We start from the raw sequence: 17,036 nt of genomic DNA, 5'->3' as shown, positions 1-17,036 counted from the left end.
GGGCTCACGCCATCCAGAAGAACACCGCCGTCATGCGCTTCTCCTCCAGCGTGGTGCCGGAGTAGCCCGTCGCGCTGTGCACCAGGTTGGCGTTGTAGAGGAGCAGGCGGTTGTACTTGTGCGGGACCCGCACGTCCTCCTCGAAGTGGTCCCCCGGCACGAACCGTGTGCCAAGGGCCTCGACGAGGTTGTTGTGCGGGGCCTGCACGATGTTGCCGCCGAGCCGGCCGCCGGGCAGGGACTGGCGGTAGAAGGCGGTTCCGCAGTCCTTGGGGACGTCGGGGTTGAGGTACAGCACGGCCGCGTAGCGGCACAGCGCACGGGAGTCGGTGTGCGGGCGCGGCTCGCTCTCGCCCTTGCCGACGACCTGGATGCAGTTGTGGTTGAGGGTGCCGCCGCCGGGGGCCTCCTGCACCCAGAGTTCCTTCGCGCCGGTCGCCTTCTTCACCAGGCGTTCCACACGGGCGAGTTCGGCGGGCTCCAGGCCCGGCATGGTGCGCAGGCCCGGCCAGGTCTCCGAGGTGTACGGGTAACCCTTGACCCAGTCGTCCTTGGCGAGACAGCGCTCCCGTACGGCGTCCACGTCGGCCAGGACGTCGTCGATGACCCAGTAGTCGCGGCCCTTGGTGGGCTTGCGGTAGGGGAGGACGGGAAGGACCGTCGGGGCTTTCCGGGGCTGTGGGGGCATGGGGCGAATCTAGGTCTGGAGTTCGTCTCGTCTCTCCCGTGAAATGGTCAACATTCCGTCAACCGGCCGGGGTCCAGTGGCCGTTACCTGCCTCACACCCGCAGGGTTTTACCAAACCAAAAGGTTCCGGGCCGGAACCTCATCCGTACTCCTCTCCGTCGACCCTCCCGCCACCCACCGGCGGGACCCCCGACCGGACAGGAGGCACGGTGCGCTTTTCGCGGAATGCGACGGGAACTCTCTTCGTGGGCGGGGCTCTGAGCTTGACCCTGGCCGCGCTCGCCTATCCCGCGATGCTCGGAGTCAACACCGTGTCGAGCTCGGGGGACCGCGTCATCGCGCAGACCCAGTGGGGGCCGCTGACGGAGGCCGACCGGGACTTCGTGGTCAAGGTGCGTGCGGCGGGGCTGTGGGAGTACCCCGTGGGCCAGATGGGCCTGAAGAAGGGGCAGAGCAAGGCGGTGATCACCGCGAGCAAGCACCTCATCGACGGGCACGCCGCGCTGGACGCCAGCTGCCGCAAGATCAGCACGATGCTGAACATCACGATCCCCAACGTGGCCAGCCCCCAGCAGGTCGGCTTCGTCAACACGCTCGCCGCGGACCAGGGCAAGCAGTTCGACACGGACTTCGCCAACATCCTGCGTGTGACGCACGGTTCGATCTTCAACACGATCGCGAAGATCCGCTCGACGACCAAGAACACGGTGGTGCGCGTGCTGGCCAACCAGGCCAACGCGACGGTCCTGGACCACATCACGGTCATGGAGGAGACCGGTCTGGTCAACTTCGACCAGGTCCTCTTCCAGGAGACCACCCCGCCGAAGCTGCCCGCCACGGACCTGACCCCGCCGCCCCCGGTCGCGGGCCAGCCGGAGGTCGTCCTCACCCCACCGGTGGACAGCACCACCCAGCCGCCGATCCTGCCGGGTGAGTCCTCGACCGGCCAGAACGCCGCTCCGAGCCCGACCGTGAGGTGAGATCCGGGCGGCTCCGCAGTACAGGAGCCGCCCCTTCCGTCTGTGGCGAAATTGTAATAGACGATTGAACTACTCGTCGGTTACCGCAGGTTGACAGCGTTCCGCCAACAGATCCACGATGTGATCGCACTGGGGTTCATGTGACCAATGGGCCCGGTGTTCCTCAGACCATTCACCCCCGGTGCGGCCGGGCGCGGCGTGCTGCCCTGCGCCGCCGCGCCGGGAACTGCACACGCCAAGATGGGGATCTGCATGTCCATAGCCAGACGTGTCACCGCGCGCCGCCTCCTGGGAACGGGCGCCGCCTCGCTCGCCCTGTGCGCCGCCACCGTCGCCGCGGCCTCGGGAGCCTGGGCCACCGGCACGCCCGGCGGTGACGGCTGGAAGCATGCCGACGGCTACCGGCCCGGCACCGGGGCCGGCACCAAGACGGAGACGGACCGCTGCCAGTTCTCGCTGGACGGCAGCAACTTCTACGACTCGGTCAAGGTCGACGACCAGACCCTGAAGCCCACCGACGACGGCAAGATCCACATCAAGGTCCGTACCGCGGGCGACGCCACGACCTGCACGGCCTCCCTGGCCTCCTACCTGGCCCACGGCCCGTCCTTCGCCACCTCCGGCGAGCAGGTCTTCGTCGACTTCGACTCGGTGACGGTCAAGCAGGGCCAGACCGACTCCCTCGACATCGCAGTGCCCGACGCGGGCTGCTTCGCGCAGATCGACCTCTACCGGGGCGCCGTGAAGTTCGACGGCAAGCTGGACGCGAAGGACGGCTTCGAGCACGGCGATCTGCCCAAGGGCCCCGACCACCCGGTCATCAAGGACAAGCTGATCGCCTCCTGGAACGGCGGCACGAAGGACTGCACGAACACCGAGTCGCAGCCGCCGTCCACCCCGCCCGCCTCGACCCCGCCGGCCGGGCAGCCCTCCACGCCGGCCGAGGAGAGCCCCACCCCGACCCCGAGCGCCTCCGAGTCGACGCCGAGCGGGACCGACACCCCCGTCGCCTCCGCGTCGACCACCGCTCCCGCGGCCACCCCGAGCGGCGGCGGTGGCCTCGCGCAGACCGGCGGCGGCAGCGACTCCGGCATCATCGCCGGCGGCGCCGCGGCGCTCCTGGCCGCCGGCGGAGCGATCGTCGTCGTGACCAGGCGCCGCCGCACGGCCCACCAGTGATCCGCCCCCGCCCGGCGGACCGGCGGACATCCCGATAGCCACTCCCGATACGAACGCCCCGGAGACCCCCGCTCCGGGGCGTTCGTGCCGCCGGATCCGCGAACCGGTCAACTCCCGTCCGCCACGCAGGGCTTGAGCAGCAGCCGTACGCTCCACGAGGTGCTGGAGCGTGACCGCATGAGCCTGGTCGACACGCTCGACGGCACGTTCATGAACTCTCGGCTTCGCTCGAGCGGGGTGCCCACCGGCCTTTCGCCCGGCCCGCTCAGCGTTCCACCGTCTCCAGGTACAGCTTCACGAACCGGTTCACGTCCACGTCCAACGCCACGTCCACCAGCGGCTGTCGGCGGGCTCCCTCGTGGATCTCGGACTCTCCGGGGCGGGGGCGGCGGTCGACCATCGTCTGACCGCGGGTCGGGCCGGGGGCGAGGGAGACCTCGACGGGGAGCAGGCGGGTGGTGATGCCCGCAGGGTCGACGACCGTGCAGACCGCGCCCGCGTCCCCGAGGCCGCCGGCCTCCTCCGCCTCGGGGGCCTCGCCCGGGTGGGCCGGCCGGTGCGCGAGGAGCTCGCCGGCCAGCCGGGTGCCGGGCTCGGTGCTCGCGCGCAGCCGGTGCACATCGGCGCCGGGGACGACGACCTGCGTGAACACGTCCAGGCCGTACATCGTGATCGGCACCCCGGCGGTGAGCAGGACGGCGGCCGCCTCCGGGTCGTGCCAGACGTTGAACTCGGCGACCGCCGTGGCGTTCCCGGTGGCCACCGCGCCGCCCATGAACACGATCCGCTCGATGTTGCGGGTGACGTCGGGGTGGGTGCGCAGCAGCAGGGCGATGTTGGTCAGGGGCGCGGTGGGGACGAGGGTGACCGGGCGCGGCGAGGCGAGGATCTCCCGGCGCAGCAGGGTGATCGCGTCCACGTCGGCGGAGGTGCGGGTGGGCGCGGGCAGGCCGAGGTCGCCCATGCCGTCGGAGCCGTGCACATGCCGCGCCGAGCGCGCCGGCTCGATCAGCGGACGCTCGGCTCCGCGGCCCACGGGGATGTCGGGGGCGCCGGCCTGCTCCAGCACGGTGAGGGTGTTGCGGACGACGCCGTCCACGTCCGTGTTCCCGGCGACGCAGGTGACCGCGCGCAGGTCGATCCCCGGGTGGCGGACGGCGAAGAGCAGGGCCAGGGCGTCGTCGACACCCGTGTCGCAGTCGATGATCACCGGGATGGGCTGACCGGTCACGGCCGGGCTCCTCTCACTACGACGACGCGGGTCGCTACGACACGGGCTGCGCGCCGGGGGCTACGACAGTGACCTTACGCAGCCGCCCACAGTTCGGCGCCACGGGTCCGGACGCACTCCCCGATCCGCTCCAGCAGCCGTTCCACCGGTACGGCCCCCGGCCGCCGTCCGTCCCGCAGCCGCAGGGCCGCCAGGTCGCCCTCGGCCTCCCGTTCGCCGATCACCGCCTGGTACGGCACCAGACGCGCCGCCCGGACGCGGGCACCGAGGCTGCCCTGCTCGGGAGCGGCCACCTCCGCGCGCAGTCCGCGTGCCACGGCCCGCCGTACGAGGTCGTGCGCCTGCTCCTCCTGAGCCTGCGACACCGGCAGCACCACGAGCTGGACGGGTGCGACCCAGGCCGGGAAGGCTCCGCCGTGCTCCTCGATCATCTGCGCCACCGCCCGCTCCACGCTGCCGATGATGCTGCGGTGGACCATGACCGGCCGGTGTTTCGCGCCGTCGGCGCCGATGTAGTGCAGATCGAAGCGTTCGGGCTGGTGGAAGTCGATCTGGACGGTGGACAGGGTGGCCTCGCGGCCGGCGGAGTCGACGACCTGGACGTCGATCTTGGGCCCGTAGAAGGCGGCCTCGCCCTGAGCCGCCTCGTACGCGACACCGGCGCCCGCCAGCACCTCCTCCAGCAGCCCGGTGGCCCGCTTCCACAGCTCCGGGTCGGCGACGTACTTGCCGCCCTCCCCCGGCAGGGACAGCCGGTGGCGGGACGCGCGGATGCCGAGGTCGGCGTAGGCGCGGCCGATCAGCTCCAGCGCGTCGCGGGCCTCGTCCACGGCCTGGTCCAGGGTGCAGAAGACATGGGCGTCGTTGAGCTGGATGGACCGTACGCGGGTCAGCCCGCCGAGCACGCCGGACAGCTCGGAGCGGTACATGCCACCCAACTCGGCGACACGGAGCGGCAGTTCGCGGTAGCTGTGCGAGCGGGACCGGTAGATGAGGGCGTGATGGGGGCAGAGGCTGGGCCGCATGACGACCTGTTCGCCGCCCAGCTCCATCGGCGGGAACATGTCGTCGCTGTAGTGCGACCAGTGCCCCGAGATCTCGTACAGCTCGCGTTTGCCGAGGACGGGCGAGTACACGTGCCGGTAGCCGGCCGCGCGTTCCACCTCGCGGATGTACTCCTCCAGGGCGTGCCGCACGATCGCGCCGTCGGGCAGCCAGTACGGCAGCCCCGCGCCCATCAGCGGGTCGGTGTCGAACAGGTCCAGCTCACGGCCGAGCCGACGGTGGTCGTACATGGTCTCTCTCCTCGTGGTACGGGGCGAGAGACCCACGACGAAACCCCGGGGCACTCGCCCCGGGGCTTTTGACGTCCAGTCCATGGATCAGCGCGCCGGGACACTCTCCGGCGTCGTCGTGAGGAACGACTGTGCGCGCTGCATGGGAGGACGGTAACGCGGGGCGGGGACGGGTGCGAAGGGTTTTTGTGTGGGGCGTAACCCGGACGGCCCGGCGCGCTGGTGGGGTGTCGTGCGCGGTGGTCCCTTGGAGACGTAACCGATCTTGAGGTGGCCAGGAGGCGTCCGATGACCCGCATCCCGTCCCGTGTCCTCGTCGTCGCCGCGATGTCCGCGGGGGCGCTGATGAGCGTGAGTGCGTGCGGTCTCATCGTGGGTGTGGGCCCGGAGCCGGGGGCGAAGGAGCCGTCGCCGACCGCTTCGCACAGTGCCGTGCACCGTGCGAAGCCGTCCCCCACGGCCCCCGCCGCACCGCCGCCCCTCACCGAGGCGCAGGCTCAGGCCGCGCTGGTGACCCAGGCGGATCTGGGTGCGCCGTGGGCGCCCACGCAGGGGGCCGCGACCTGGCGGGACGGGGTGCTCAAGGCCCACGCCGACGTGCCCGAATGCCGCAAGCTGCTGGAGGCGCTGTACACGGACGACCTGTTCGGTGCGGACGCCGCCGGGACGCGGGCCGTGACCGGGCTCGACGACGCCATGGACCAGACGCAGCTGCGCTACCAGGTGCTGTCGCTGAAGCCCGCCGCCGTGGGCCGGACGCTGGCCTGGATGCGGACCCTGCCGAAGGCCTGCGCCAAGTTCACGGCGGTGACCGGGCGCGGCGCGCTCCAGAACGTCCGGGTCGACGAGGCCGCACTGCCGGTGGTCGGAGACGACCGGCAGGGGCTGCGGATCACGTTCACCGGCGCGACCGCCACCGGGGAACAGACCCTGCTCACCCTCGACGTCGCCGTGGTCCGCGTCGGCGACGACACGATCGCCCTCAGTCACGGCGGCACGGGCGACGTGTCCGCCGACACCACGAAGGCCTTCGTACAGGTGGGTGCGCAGCGACTGGCCGACGTCAGGAAGCAGCCGCGGCTCCGCGTCTGACCGGCGCTCCGCCCGGCGGAGGTCTAGCCGAGCTTCTCCACGGCCTCCTTGGCCTCCCTCAGGCCCGCCCCCGTCGCCTGCCGGTACACCTTGATCGCCTGGATCTTCTTGCCGTCCCGCAGCAGTGCGTTCACCTCGTCCGACCACGGTTCGGGCTCGCTGAGCCCCAGGTGGCCGAGGATCAGGTCGAGTTTGCGCTCGATCCGGGCAGCCCGGCTGTCCGCGCGGGAGATCCGGCTCTCGACGCTGCCGATACCGAAGAGCACCAGCAGGGTGAGCAGGGAGAAACCCAGTATGTCCATGCCATGATCATAAGGACCCCGGATCCGGGGCCCGGTCCGGCGGTCGCTCAGTCGCCGTCCAGTCTCTCCCGGTGCGAGATGACGTCGTGCGCCACCTCCAGGACGGTGCGGCCCTGCGCGAAGGCGCGGCCGCGCAGCCGGGCCGAGGCCTCCTCTGCGGCCACGCCGAGCTGCGCCATGACCATGCCGATGGCCTGGTAGACCTCGTCGTGCTGGGCGGCCAGACCGCCCAGCCAGGCCTCCTCGCCGCCGCCGTTCTCCTCCCGTGGCAGGGTCGTCAGGGCCAGCGTCATGACGGCGGCCACCAGCTGGGCACGGCGCAGCTCGTCCTCGGTCAGGTCGCCCGGGCTGTCGCGGTAGAGGTCGAGCGTGCCCACGGTCAGGCCGTCGTCGGTGCCCAGCGGCATCGAGTACACGGCCCGGACGCCGACGGCCGCCGCCTGCCGCGCGAACAGCGGCCAGCGGCGCATGTCCCGGCCGCCCGTCAGGTCGCAGGCGAGCACGGGGGCGCCGATCAGGTAGGCGTGCAGCCACGGGCCGTCCCCGAGGGTGGTCTGGACCTCCGCGAGATACGCGGCAAGGGAGTTGCTCGCGGCGAGCCGGATGGGCATTCCGCTGCTGCGCAGCGACACGCTCGCGCCGACGACCGGCAGCAGCTTCTCCGCCACCGTGCACAGCCGTGCAGGTGCCTCCCCGGGCCGGGCATCACGCACCACCTCGGCGATCATGTCGATGGCCCTTACTGCGTCCACGGCCATCGCCTCCTCCGATCGCAGTGGGGGGCCTGCATCTGGGGGCGCTGCCCGACTACCCCTGCCCCGAGGGACGAAACGCCGTCCGCGTGACGCCCCTCGGACGGGTCACAGAGGCGGCTGTGCGGGTGCGGGGCCGAGGGTGGTGGTGCCGAGGGCCGTGCGGTGGCCGAGGCCCGTGCGGTACGCGTCCAGGGCCGCCTCCACCCGGCCGGTGCGGCGCAGCAGATCGCCCAGCAGCCGGCACAGGTCGGCCAGGTCACCGGCCGCGCCCGCCCGCTCCAGCATGCTCAGGGCACGGACGTAGTGCTCCTCGGCGGCCTCCGAGTCACCGGCGTCCTCGGCGATGATGCCGAGCAGCCGGTGGGCCGCGGCGGAGTGCAGGGCCCCGCGCTCGGGGCCGAGATCGTCGCTGAGCACGTCGCGCAGGAGGGCCGCGGCCTCGTCGGACTTGCCGCGCCGGTGCAGTACGTCGGCGAGCTCGACGGCGACCTGGCTGCTGTAGAGGGCGGCGCGCCCCGCGGACAGCATGTCGAGCGCCTTCCTCAACTCGCTTTCCGCGCGGTCGAGTTCCCCGTTCTGGGCGTACACGTAGCCGCGCATCCAGTGGCAGTTGGCCAGTTCGGTGCGGATCTGGAGGGTGCGGTACAGCTCGGCGGCCTTGGCGAGGGAGGCGTCGGCCTCGGCGATGCGGCCCTCGGCGAGCAGGGTGCGGGCCACCGAGCGGTGCATACGGGCGACGAGCGCGGGGTCCCCGGACCGCGGGGCGAGGGCGAGCGCGAACTCGGCGGCCTGGGCGGCACGGGCCTGGGCGCCCATGTCCATGTAGGGGCCGATGACACTGGCGTAGAGGAGGAGCAGCGCATCCGGGTCGTGCAGTCCGCCGCGGTTGAGCTCGTCGAGGGCGGACTCCAGCAGATAGACGGCGTAACGGAGTTCACCGGCCAGGTAGTGGGAGACGGCACGACCGCGCAGGGCGGGCACCCGGGCGGGCAGCGGCAGGTCGGCGAGTGCGCGCTCGGAGTGTTCGAAGTACTGCCGGGCGGCCTCCAGCTCTCCGGTGTCCAGGGCGCACTCGCCGAGCCCGAGCAGCGCCACCGCCTGGACGTCGACGAGTTCGTGGCTCTCGGCCTCGGCGAGCAGCGCGGCGTACTGCTCCGCCGCCTGCTCGGCCCCGCCGCCCGCGAGCGTGCGCTGCGCCTCGGTCAGTCTCAGGCGCAGATCGGTGGCGAGGCGGGCCGGACGCCCGGTGACCAGCTCCTCGTAGGCGATCCCCAGGCGCTCGGCGATGTGCCGCAGCGCCTCGTCGGAGGGGCGGACCCGGCCGGCCTCCAGGGTGGAGATGTAGGCGGGGGTGTAGGCGGGCTCCGCCAACTGCCGTTGTGTGAGCCCACGTTCGGACCGCAATTGCTGGACTCTGCGACCGATGGTCACTGGATCGTCACGGTCCGACACGACAACTCCCCCTGAACCTCTTGCCGTTGGCCCCCGTCGACCCCTACGTTAAACGGCGTCTTAAGCACGTTTAATACAACACTGTTGAGACGCTGTTGAGAGGTTGCCGTGCTCCGACACATCTCCGAGCGTTATGCCCGAGGGTTCGGCGCAGCCATCGTCGCAGTGGCCGCCCTGGTCCTGGCAGCCAACGCGGGCCCGGCGAAGGCGGCCGACACGAGGCCGGTCGACCAGGTGCAGCAGGTCCACCACGGACGCTGACGCACCCGACGTTCCCGGTCGCAGTCGGGCCCCGCACACCTGGCGATGAGGACCTTCCACCGCGCCCGCGAGTACGGCTTTCGTACGCGCCCGGAGAAACGGCGACCTGACGTCCCGCCAAATAACGCGGTACCGGTTCACCGCCAAAAGCCGCCGCGAGTTTGACGGAAAGCCCTTCCAGTGAACTCTCGACCTGCGACAGTCTTCGTCCCGCACCCGGATGTCATGTCCGCAACGAACGGACCGTCGACTGGAGCCCCCATGTCCCCAGCAGCCAGCAGCGCCAGGTCCCACCGCCTCGCCAGGGCCGCCGCCGTCGCCGGCAGCGCCGCCGTGCTCGCCCTCGCCCTGCCGGGCAGCGCCTTCGCCGGGGTGCTGCAGAACCTGCCCGAGAACGCGACCTCGTTCGAGAAGAACTTCGAGCCGCTCTACGACTACGACACGGACGCCTGCTACCCGGCCGCCGCGATCGACCCGGACGGCAACCTCAACGGCGGTCTGAAGCCGACCGGCCCGATCACCGGCGAGTGCCGCTCCGGCCACCTCGGCCACGCCAACACCTACTCGCGGTCCAAGTGCAACAACGGCTGGTGCGGGATCATCTACGCCAGCTACTTCGAGAAGGACGAGGCCTCCCCCGGCATAGGGCACCGCCACGACTGGGAGTGCATGGTCGTCTGGGTCCAGGACGGCGCGTCCACCCCGGCCTATCTGTCCGCCTCCGCGCACGGCGGCTTCAGCACCCACCCCCTTGCCGACGTGCCCATGAGCGGGCAGCGCGTCGAGGCCGTCTACCACAAGGACGGCGCCTCCACCCATGCCTTCCGCTTCGCCAAGTGGGGCGAGACACCGGAGAACGACACCGGTGCCTGGCACCAGGAGAACCTGCTCAGCTGGTCCGGCCTGGCGTCCGGCCTGCGCGACAAGCTGAACGCCTCCGACTGGGGCAGCGCGAACTTCCCGCTCCAGGACTCCAGGTTCGCCGACCACCTGAACAAGGCCAAGCCGAGCGGCATCCCCTTCGACCCGTACGCCTGACCGGCCCCCGCCCCACAGACGACGGGCCCGCGGAATTGATTACCTCCAAGGACCGGGGTGCCGATCAACTCCCCGCCTGCCAGGCTCTTCACCGGGAACCCCCCCCCTCGCGGCCGCCGACGCAAACTCCCCCCTTCGCGTCGGCGGCCGCACTGCCCTCGCGCGGCCCTCGCCCTGTGGGGGCATTCCGTCCTCCCGGAGCCCGGCGCCGCCTACGCTGCCCCCATGCCGTCTCCCGCCGCCCGCACCGCCCTGGACCTCACCGCCGAACTCCCGGTCTCCGACCTGGAGGACTTCTACCGGGACCTGCACCGCCACCCCGAGCTGTCGCTCCAGGAGCACCGCACGGCCGCCAAACTGGCCGAGCGGCTCATCAAGGCGGGCTACGACACCACCGAGGGCGTCGGCGGCACCGGGGTCGCGGGCGTCCTGCGCAACGGCGAGGGCCCGACGGTCCTCCTGCGCGCCGACATGGACGCGCTGCCGGTGCAGGAGGAGACGGGCCTGCCGTACGCCTCCACCACGCCCGGCGTGATGCACGCCTGCGGGCACGACCTGCACGTGACCTGGCTGGCGGGCGCGGCCGCGGCGCTGGCCGCCGGGCGCGACACCTGGTCCGGCACCCTGCTGGTGGTGGGCCAGCCCGCCGAGGAGACCGGCCAGGGCGCGCAGCGGATGATCGCGGACGGCCTGTACGAGCGCCACCCGCGCCCCGACGTCCTGCTCGGCCAGCACGCGGCGCCCGGCCCCGTCGGCTTCTACGCCCACTCACCCGGCCTGATCATGTCGGCGTCGACGGACATCGACATCGTCATCCACGGCCGCGGCGGCCACGGCTCCCGCCCCGAGACGACCGTCGACCCCGTCGTCACCGCCGCCTACCTCGTCACCCGTCTCCAGACCGTCGTCGCCCGGGAGATCGCCGCCCGCGAGTCCGCCGTGCTGACCGTCGGAAGGATCGAGGCGGGCACCCGGCACAACATCATCCCGTCCGAGGCGCGCATCGCCCTGAACCTGCGCACCCAGTCCGACGAGGTGCGCGAGCGGATGATCGCGGCGATCCGGCGCATCGCGGCGGGCGAGGCCCTGGCCGCCGGCTGCCCGCGGGAGCCGGAGGTCACGGTCGGCGCGACCTTCCCGGTGACCACGAACGACGCCGGCACCGACCGGCGGATCGCCGCCGTGCACGAGGAGGTCCTCGGGGCCGGGACGGTGCTGGACTTCGGCCCGGTGATGGGCAGCGAGGACTTCCCGCACCTGGCGCAGGACTCGATCCCGTACTCCTACTGGTTCGTCACGACCACCCCGGCCGACGTGTGGGACGCGGCACCCGGCACCGACCTGATGGAGAAGTTCCTGGCGGTCCCGAGCAACCACAGCCCGCACTTCGCGCCGGACCTGTCGACGGTCACACCGGGCGTGCGGACGCTGGTGTCGGGGGCCCTCGCGTATCTCACATAGCTCGCCCGTCTCACGGGGTGATCGCGCTCCTACACTCACCGCGTGAACAACTACAAGTGCACCTATTGCGGCACCATCGGCCTGATGGACGGCTTCATCGAGGACGAGGGCCAGGGCACGCACGGGTACGCGCGCTGGATCGAGGGCGCCTTGGAGCGGGGGCCCTTCGGGGGTGCCAGGCGGATGGGCCGGCCCCGGCGGCAGATCGAGGCGTACCGCTGCCCCAAGTGCGGGCACCTGGAACTGTTCGCCACCGCCGAGGTGTAGGGCCCGCTCAGCCCTGGGTCTGCAACTGCCGCAGCTGGCGCCGCACATGGTCCAGCGCACCCCGCCTGCGCCCCGGCACCCGCGAGCGCAACCCGGCGAGCGCCGCCCCGAGTTCCCGCGCCGCCGCCGCATCCCGGACCTGCCCCCACTGGTGGTGCGCCCGGTCCACGGCCGCCTCCACGGCCGGCGCGTCCGCCGCCTGCCCCGCCGCCAGCCGCGCGGCCGCCACCCCCAGCCAGGTCCGGCAGCTGCGCACCGGATCCCCGGCGAACATCGCCAGATCCGCCCGCACTTCGGCCCAGTGCAAGGCCTCCTCGGATCCGGGCCCGTGCGCGTGCACGGCGGCCTGCTCGTGACGGGCGGCGAGGGCGTCGGCGTCGGAGTGGCGACCGGACTCGACGGCGGCGGAGATGAGGACGTGCGGGTCGGCCGCGCGGTTGTCGGCGTCCCTGCTCCGCGGCCGGTCGGCGATACCCGGCCCGTCCGGCGATTGAGGACGAGGCCGTTCAGGCCGATAAGGGGGTCTGGGGGCGAAGCCCCCAGGGACGGGACCCCCCACGCCGGGCGCGCCCAGCACCAGGTCCGCATACCCCTCCGCACCCACCCGGCCCAGCGCCTGCTGGTGCAACTGCTCCGCAGGAGGCCGCAGCCCACTGCGCAGAATCGTCGCCACGGCCTTCATATACGCGGGTACCGCCACCGCCCGCCGCGACGGCGGAGGTGCCACGCGGCCGTAGACGGCGTTGTTGGCCCCGCAGTCCAGCGGAGCGCTCCGCAACCACTCCCAGGCCTCGGCATCCGCGTGCAGATCCAGGAACAGCGTGGTGGAACCGGCCGCCCGCAGCCGCAGTTCCTCCCTGATCCAGTGCCAGGGCAGCCCGGTGTAGCGCACCGTCGCGGGCGTCGTACGGGCCAGCGCCAGGTGCGGCAGCCGCTGTCGCCGGTCGAGCTGGAGCTGACCGGTCACGAACACGGCGAGCGGCCCCGGGGCCCCCGCGGCGGCCCGCAACCGGGTGAGCACGGCCTGCGGTTCCAGCGGGTCGGCGAGCTCGACGACGTTCGCCGTGTCCGTGCCGGACAGGACGGCGGGCGGGACGGCCGCGAGGACGGGGAGCACGGACGCCGCGTCCACCAGGCACCCCTTGCCCGCCGGGGACGCGGCGAGCAACAGCACGGTTCCGGGCATCGTTCCCTCCCCATCCCCCGTCGATCACTTACGGCAGCACCGTAACCGCTGCGGGTGCAAAGGTGGGTGTCAGGACCGAAAACCCGACGTCGGGCGGCCCGCCGCGAGGGACTGCCGTACCTCGCCGACCCGGTCCCGGCTGCCGATCGCGAGCGCGACCCAGGAGCCGTCCGGGAAGGCGACGTCCACACGGTTGCGGTGGCGGGCCGGGTGCGGCTCGCTGCGCGGGGCGAGCACCTGCCGCGGATACTCCGCGAGGAGCTCCGGGGTATCGCGTTCCGGCGAGCGGGGCGAGCTGAGCAGCAGCACCCGGCGGTCGGTGAACGTCAGCAGGAAGCTGTCGTTCTCGTAGAGCCCGCGTCCGTCGGCCGCCCGCACAGCGATCACGCAGCGGCCCGCGTCACTCTGCCAGCCGCCCTGCCACACCCGGCCGCGCACCAGCCGCCGGATGCCGAAGCCACGCCACATCCACTCCAGCAGCTTGTCGGCCAGGGCCTCCACCGGGGCCATCAGCACGGCACCCGCCGCGGCAATCCAGTAGAAGGGAAGCAGCAGCACCCCCAGGCCTCGGAAGCTCCGGTCCTGCGTCCCGCGCTGCGGCGCACGAGGCGGCCGCGGCGGTCGATGGCGGCGCGGAACCCGCTCCGGCGCCAGCGGATCCAGCCGGGCCGAGAAGGCACGGAGCAGCCGCTCACCGCCCGCGAGGCACCGGGCGGCGTACTCCTGACGGCGTGCGTCGTCCTCCTGACCACGCGCGTCCCGCTTCGTCATCCGCCGGGGCGGGTCATTCGGCTGGGCATGCTGTGACACGGCTGGCTTCTCCCTAGCGACCCGGCGCTCAGCCGAAGTCCTCTTCGATGCTGCGCTTGTTGACCCGGTAGGGCTGGTCGTCGGCCAGTTGCTGGTCCCGCACCAGAGCCTCCTTCACGGTGTCGCTGTGGAGCGCCTCCTTGACGGGCCCCGCCGGGTCTCCGGTGAGCCCGGGGACCTGCCCGAACGCGGGCTTGAAGACATGCTCCTTGAGCTGCTTCATCCCTTCGTGGTGCGCGGCCCAGACAAGGCCCTTGTGCGTCCCCTCACCCCCCATGCCGCGCCAGCCGGCCATCTTGCGGACACCCTTGGCGGCCTTGCGCACGTCCTTGAAGGTCTTCTCCCCCTTCTTCATGTCCTTCACGGCGTCCATCAGCTCCCGCAGGGCTTTGCCCAGCTTGGAGGAGACCTGCTCCACCCGCTCCACGTAGACGGTGACCTCGGCGTCCACCGCCAGCGCGTCCACAGCCGTGGCGAGTCCTGCCGTCAGCAGGTCGACGACGAGTCCCGCGGCCACCGTCATGGCGATCATCTCGATCGCCTCGCGGATGATGGCGACGACGGTGTCCTCGGCCAGCTTGCACTCCTTCGCGGCACTGCACAGGATCTCCGCGGTCCGGCCCATGTCCTCGGCGGTGCCGTCGATGGCGTCGACGAACTCGCCCATACCGCGGCCGAAGGCCTCCGAAGCCTCCCCCTCCCAGTGCTCGGGGAGCTTCGCGGCGCCCATGCGCAGGGTGTCGGCCAGCGACTGGAGCGCCTTCGCCTGGCCGTGCCAGCTCTGCGCCGCTTCCTGCAGCTGCGCCGGCATGCCGGTGACCTTCTCCAGCTCGTCGAGCATGCCGGTCGCCTCCAGGACGCCCCGGACGAGGTCGTCGATGCCGGCGTCCAGGCCGTGTTCCTGGCTGGGCCCCACGTCCTCCAGCGGCGGGAGCGGCGCGGGTTCCTTCCTCGTCCAGGCGTAGGCGGCTGCCGTGTCGCTCATGCGCCGATGCCGTCCATCCCCTGGCCCAGGTCGTACTCGTTGCTCAGATACTGGCCTCCGACGTCCCGAAGCCTCTGGGCCACGTCCGCCAGGACCGAGACGAGGTCCCGCACGTTGTGCTCGGCGGCGGCCGCGTGTTCCAGATAGGCGGAATGCAGCTCGTCGGAGTCCGGCAGCTTGCCGAACGCACCGCCCGGCACGGTGATGTGGGCGAGCGCGGAGGCCACCCGTGGCAGATCGTCGAGGTGTTGCTCGGCCTGTGCCGCGTACTTCAGCAGCATGTCCGGGTCGACGTGGAAGCCGTCCCCCATGAGTCCCCCATCGTTTGCAAGCGCGTGCGTTGCTCCCCGGAGTCTAGGAACGCCCGGTAGGGGCCCCGCCAAGCCGTGGAAAAGGGAGATCCAATCCCGGTCAAGATCACGTAAAGATGTCCCTCGCCCCCTCTTCGCGCGCGCCGCACCCGGAACTGCCCCCGTCCACCGACTTGCCAGGCCCTGCCTCCAGGTGTGCTCTGGTAGGCAGGGGCGAGGAGAGAGAGGAGTGCTCTCATGGCTCAAGCGGCACCCACGTCCGGCGGAATGATGGGCAAGGTCAGGCTGAACCGCGCGGCCCGGCCCACTCGCACACCCGACCTGTTCGACGAGCGGGTCCACACCGTCGGGCGGTACGGGATCCCCGTCGTCCTCGGACTCGTCTACGGCTTCTGGTGCGCCGCCAACCGGCGCGGCGGCGGCGAGATCACCGGCTGGAACATCCTGTTCGGCTTCGTCACGGCGGCCGTGTTCATCGTGCTGTGCATCGCCGTCGCGACGTTCGCACCGCTGCTCAAGCGTGAACTGCACTCACTGGTGAAGTCCGGCTTCGCGGGCGCCGCGGTCGGCTTCCTCTACAGCCAGACCGGAGAGTCGGTCTACCGCTCCGTGGCCCTGGGCGTGGTCGTCACGGCGGGCATCTTCCTGGTGTTCTTCTACCGCTACTACACGCGGGAGGACGCCGTCGGCAACCGCATCCGCTGACCGGCCCCCGGGTGCGGCGCACCCGGACGGAACCCGTATGGAGGCGCCCCGCTCGCGGACCCCGCCCCCGGGCCGTTGCCTGGAGAGGTGGCCCCCAAGCGACCTGAGCGCGTGCGGCACGCCCTGTCGGCGGCACTGATCGCCCTCGCGTGTCTGCTCGCGCCGTGCGGCACGCTCGCGGCCTGGGCGGCGTACGACCTGACCGACACGAGCCGCTACGTCACGACGATGGCACCGCTGGCCGGGGACCCCGCCGTGCGGGACGCCGTCGCGGACACCGTCGGCGCGGGGATCATGGAGCAGGTCGACGACCGGCGGGACGTACGGCCGCTGCGGGGCACCGTGCGCCCCTTCGTGCACGACGCGGTGCACTCCTTCACCGGCACCGAGGCCTTCCGGCTGGCCTGGGACTCCGGGAACCGGGCGGTCCACGACGCGGTGCTGCGCGCCCTGCACGACGAGAGCGACCGCGACGTCACCGTCGACCTCGCCCCCGTCACCGCCCAGGTCAAGCGTCAACTCGCCGTGGACCACGTCCCGTTCGCGAACCGCATCCCGGTCGAGCACACCGAGGTCCCGGTACTCCCGGCCCAGGAACTGGACCGCCTCCGGAAGGGATTCCACGTGCTGGAAGTCGCCGGTTTCTGGCTGCCGGTGGCGGCCGTCGTCTTCGCCGTGACCGGGATCGCCGTCGCCGCCTGCCGCCGCCGCGCGGTCACCGCGACCGCCCTCGGCACGGCACTCGGCGGCGCGCTGCTCGCCCTCGCCGTCACCATCGGCCGCCACTTCACCCTCGCCGGCCTCCCCGACGAGACCCAGCAGCCGGCCGCGGCCGCCGTCTACGACGCCCTGACGGCAACCCTCCGCGAGGCGTGCTGGATCTTGATCACCCTGGGTCTGACGGTCGCCCTGACAGCCTGGCTCACAGGCCGCTTCCGGAGCAGCAAGGCCGCGCCCCAAAGGGGCGCGGGGCGGCGTCGACCTGCGGCTCCGCCGCGATGGGGGTCCCCCCGCTCGAGCGAAGCCGAGAGTGGGGGA

At 72.0% G+C, this 17,036-nt stretch carries 19 protein-coding genes; 9 read left to right on the top strand and 10 right to left on the bottom strand.

All coding sequences use genetic code 11. The features are described from left to right. Positions 1-4 precede the first annotated feature (4 nt). Positions 5-688: a DUF6445 family protein gene (locus ACWC1K_RS00095; protein WP_450827377.1), complete on the bottom strand. Its 684-nt coding sequence runs from the start codon at positions 686-688 to the stop codon at positions 5-7. 245 nt (positions 689-933) lie between these two features. Between ACWC1K_RS00095 and ACWC1K_RS00090 the strand changes: the two genes are divergently transcribed. Both ACWC1K_RS00090 and ACWC1K_RS00085 read left to right on the top strand, forming a co-directional pair. Then, entirely contained in the window at positions 934-1,668 is a 735-nt protein-coding gene (locus ACWC1K_RS00090; protein ID WP_450827375.1) for a DUF4142 domain-containing protein, read from the top strand. A 252-nt stretch (positions 1,669-1,920) separates the two neighbouring features. Continuing rightward, entirely contained in the window at positions 1,921-2,847 is a 927-nt protein-coding gene (locus tag ACWC1K_RS00085) for an LAETG motif-containing sortase-dependent surface protein (protein ID WP_450827373.1), read from the top strand. Positions 2,848-3,112: 265 nt separating this feature from the next. Here ACWC1K_RS00085 and ACWC1K_RS00080 read toward each other — a convergent pair whose 3' ends face one another. Then, positions 3,113-4,078, bottom strand: a complete 966-nt coding sequence (locus tag ACWC1K_RS00080) for a nucleoside hydrolase (protein WP_450827371.1) — start codon at positions 4,076-4,078, stop codon at positions 3,113-3,115. Positions 4,079-4,152: 74 nt separating this feature from the next. Continuing rightward, a complete protein-coding gene (gene thrS / locus ACWC1K_RS00075) occupies positions 4,153-5,457 on the bottom strand; it encodes a threonine--tRNA ligase (RefSeq protein WP_450827369.1) in 1,305 nt (434 codons plus the stop codon). Positions 5,458-5,661: 204 nt separating this feature from the next. Between thrS and ACWC1K_RS00070 the strand changes: the two genes are divergently transcribed. Then, entirely contained in the window at positions 5,662-6,465 is an 804-nt protein-coding gene (locus tag ACWC1K_RS00070; protein ID WP_450827367.1) for a hypothetical protein, read from the top strand. A 23-nt stretch (positions 6,466-6,488) separates the two neighbouring features. Here the strand turns inward: ACWC1K_RS00070 and ACWC1K_RS00065 are convergent, their stop codons facing one another. From ACWC1K_RS00065 to ACWC1K_RS00055, 3 genes are all read right to left on the bottom strand, one after another. Continuing rightward, positions 6,489-6,767: a ribosomal protein L7/L12 gene (locus tag ACWC1K_RS00065; RefSeq protein ID WP_450827365.1), complete on the bottom strand. Its 279-nt coding sequence runs from the start codon at positions 6,765-6,767 to the stop codon at positions 6,489-6,491. 47 nt (positions 6,768-6,814) lie between these two features. Next, a complete protein-coding gene (locus tag ACWC1K_RS00060; RefSeq protein WP_450827363.1) occupies positions 6,815-7,525 on the bottom strand; it encodes a GAF and ANTAR domain-containing protein in 711 nt (236 codons plus the stop codon). Positions 7,526-7,627: 102 nt separating this feature from the next. Beyond that, positions 7,628-8,974 carry a tetratricopeptide repeat protein gene (locus ACWC1K_RS00055; protein WP_450827361.1) on the bottom strand — a complete coding sequence of 449 codons (1,347 nt, stop codon included), beginning with the start codon at positions 8,972-8,974 and terminating at the stop codon, positions 7,628-7,630. Between the two features lie 108 nt (positions 8,975-9,082). Here ACWC1K_RS00055 and ACWC1K_RS00050 point away from each other — a divergent pair, with 108 nt between their 5' ends. From ACWC1K_RS00050 to ACWC1K_RS00035, 4 genes are all read left to right on the top strand, one after another. Next, the gene (locus ACWC1K_RS00050) at positions 9,083-9,235 is read left to right on the top strand and encodes a hypothetical protein (RefSeq protein WP_450827359.1); all 153 of its coding nucleotides are present in this window, start codon (positions 9,083-9,085) and stop codon (positions 9,233-9,235) included. Positions 9,236-9,496: 261 nt separating this feature from the next. Next, positions 9,497-10,273: an NPP1 family protein gene (locus tag ACWC1K_RS00045; RefSeq protein WP_450827357.1), complete on the top strand. Its 777-nt coding sequence runs from the start codon at positions 9,497-9,499 to the stop codon at positions 10,271-10,273. Between the two features lie 225 nt (positions 10,274-10,498). Next, positions 10,499-11,734: an amidohydrolase gene (locus ACWC1K_RS00040; RefSeq protein WP_450827355.1), complete on the top strand. Its 1,236-nt coding sequence runs from the start codon at positions 10,499-10,501 to the stop codon at positions 11,732-11,734. 42 nt (positions 11,735-11,776) lie between these two features. Beyond that, entirely contained in the window at positions 11,777-12,001 is a 225-nt protein-coding gene (locus tag ACWC1K_RS00035; protein ID WP_351473306.1) for a hypothetical protein, read from the top strand. 7 nt (positions 12,002-12,008) lie between these two features. Here ACWC1K_RS00035 and ACWC1K_RS00030 read toward each other — a convergent pair whose 3' ends face one another. The 4 genes from ACWC1K_RS00030 to ACWC1K_RS00015 all read right to left on the bottom strand — a co-directional run bounded on the left by ACWC1K_RS00030 (position 12,009) and on the right by ACWC1K_RS00015 (position 15,293). Beyond that, positions 12,009-13,187 carry a hypothetical protein gene (locus tag ACWC1K_RS00030; protein ID WP_450827353.1) on the bottom strand — a complete coding sequence of 393 codons (1,179 nt, stop codon included), beginning with the start codon at positions 13,185-13,187 and terminating at the stop codon, positions 12,009-12,011. Positions 13,188-13,256: 69 nt separating this feature from the next. Then, a complete protein-coding gene (locus ACWC1K_RS00025; protein ID WP_450827351.1) occupies positions 13,257-13,958 on the bottom strand; it encodes a hypothetical protein in 702 nt (233 codons plus the stop codon). 67 nt (positions 13,959-14,025) lie between these two features. Then, on the bottom strand, positions 14,026-14,982 hold the full coding sequence (locus ACWC1K_RS00020) for a WXG100 family type VII secretion target (protein WP_450827349.1): 957 nt from the start codon (positions 14,980-14,982) through the stop codon (positions 14,026-14,028). Further along, a complete protein-coding gene (locus ACWC1K_RS00015) occupies positions 14,979-15,293 on the bottom strand; it encodes a hypothetical protein (RefSeq protein ID WP_450827347.1) in 315 nt (104 codons plus the stop codon). The genes ACWC1K_RS00020 and ACWC1K_RS00015 overlap by 4 nt, the downstream gene beginning before the upstream one ends. Positions 15,294-15,530: 237 nt before the next feature. Between ACWC1K_RS00015 and ACWC1K_RS00010 the strand changes: the two genes are divergently transcribed. Further along, a complete protein-coding gene (locus tag ACWC1K_RS00010) occupies positions 15,531-15,998 on the top strand; it encodes a hypothetical protein (protein ID WP_450827345.1) in 468 nt (155 codons plus the stop codon). Between the two features lie 87 nt (positions 15,999-16,085). Beyond that, positions 16,086-17,036 (top strand): hypothetical protein (locus tag ACWC1K_RS00005; protein WP_450827343.1); only part of this gene is annotated, 951 nt, incomplete at its 3' end.

The organism is Streptomyces sp. NPDC001492 (genome assembly GCF_053597275.1).
Note: the sequence above shows the minus strand (reverse complement) of the source record. Positions and strands in the feature narration are given on the sequence as shown.

Coding starts and splice junctions, on each gene's coding strand:
- ACWC1K_RS00025 (WP_450827351.1), bottom strand. CDS start 13,958: ATGACGAAGCGGGACGCGCGTGGTCAGGAGGACGACGCACGCCGTCAG.
- ACWC1K_RS00045 (WP_450827357.1), top strand. CDS start 9,497: ATGTCCCCAGCAGCCAGCAGCGCCAGGTCCCACCGCCTCGCCAGGGCC.
- ACWC1K_RS00020 (WP_450827349.1), bottom strand. CDS start 14,982: ATGAGCGACACGGCAGCCGCCTACGCCTGGACGAGGAAGGAACCCGCG.
- ACWC1K_RS00060 (WP_450827363.1), bottom strand. CDS start 7,525: ATGGCCGTGGACGCAGTAAGGGCCATCGACATGATCGCCGAGGTGGTG.
- ACWC1K_RS00010 (WP_450827345.1), top strand. CDS start 15,531: ATGGCTCAAGCGGCACCCACGTCCGGCGGAATGATGGGCAAGGTCAGG.
- ACWC1K_RS00065 (WP_450827365.1), bottom strand. CDS start 6,767: ATGGACATACTGGGTTTCTCCCTGCTCACCCTGCTGGTGCTCTTCGGT.
- ACWC1K_RS00030 (WP_450827353.1), bottom strand. CDS start 13,187: ATGCCCGGAACCGTGCTGTTGCTCGCCGCGTCCCCGGCGGGCAAGGGG.
- ACWC1K_RS00070 (WP_450827367.1), top strand. CDS start 5,662: ATGACCCGCATCCCGTCCCGTGTCCTCGTCGTCGCCGCGATGTCCGCG.
- ACWC1K_RS00095 (WP_450827377.1), bottom strand. CDS start 688: ATGCCCCCACAGCCCCGGAAAGCCCCGACGGTCCTTCCCGTCCTCCCC.
- ACWC1K_RS00085 (WP_450827373.1), top strand. CDS start 1,921: ATGTCCATAGCCAGACGTGTCACCGCGCGCCGCCTCCTGGGAACGGGC.
- thrS (WP_450827369.1), bottom strand. CDS start 5,457: ATGGACTGGACGTCAAAAGCCCCGGGGCGAGTGCCCCGGGGTTTCGTC.
- ACWC1K_RS00015 (WP_450827347.1), bottom strand. CDS start 15,293: ATGGGGGACGGCTTCCACGTCGACCCGGACATGCTGCTGAAGTACGCG.
- ACWC1K_RS00040 (WP_450827355.1), top strand. CDS start 10,499: ATGCCGTCTCCCGCCGCCCGCACCGCCCTGGACCTCACCGCCGAACTC.